Here is a 219-nt window from a genome sequence, read left to right on the forward strand (position 1 = left end):
TCGGCGGTTCGATCCCGTCATCCTCCACCATTTAGCCGACTTAGCTCAATTGGTAGAGCAACTGACTTGTAATCAGTAGGTTGGGGGTTCAAGTCCTCTAGTCGGCACCAGAAATTATGGCGGTTGTGGCGAAGTGGTTAACGCACCGGATTGTGGCTCCGGCATTCGTGGGTTCGATTCCCATCAGTCGCCCCATTTTTCTTAAATAAATTAATATGC

General features: G+C 49.3%; 2 tRNA genes. Both read left to right on the forward strand.

The features are described from left to right. Positions 1-34: 34 nt before the first annotated feature. Positions 35-110: transfer RNA gene (locus tag MR083_RS27520), tRNA-Thr, on the forward strand. Positions 111-119: 9 nt separating this feature from the next. Next, positions 120-195, forward strand: a tRNA-His gene (locus MR083_RS27525). Positions 196-219 lie beyond the last annotated feature (24 nt).

It is taken from the genome of Bacillus cereus group sp. BfR-BA-01408 (assembly GCF_022663305.1).
In the GTDB taxonomy this organism is placed as follows: domain Bacteria; phylum Bacillota; class Bacilli; order Bacillales; family Bacillaceae_G; genus Bacillus_A; species Bacillus_A pacificus.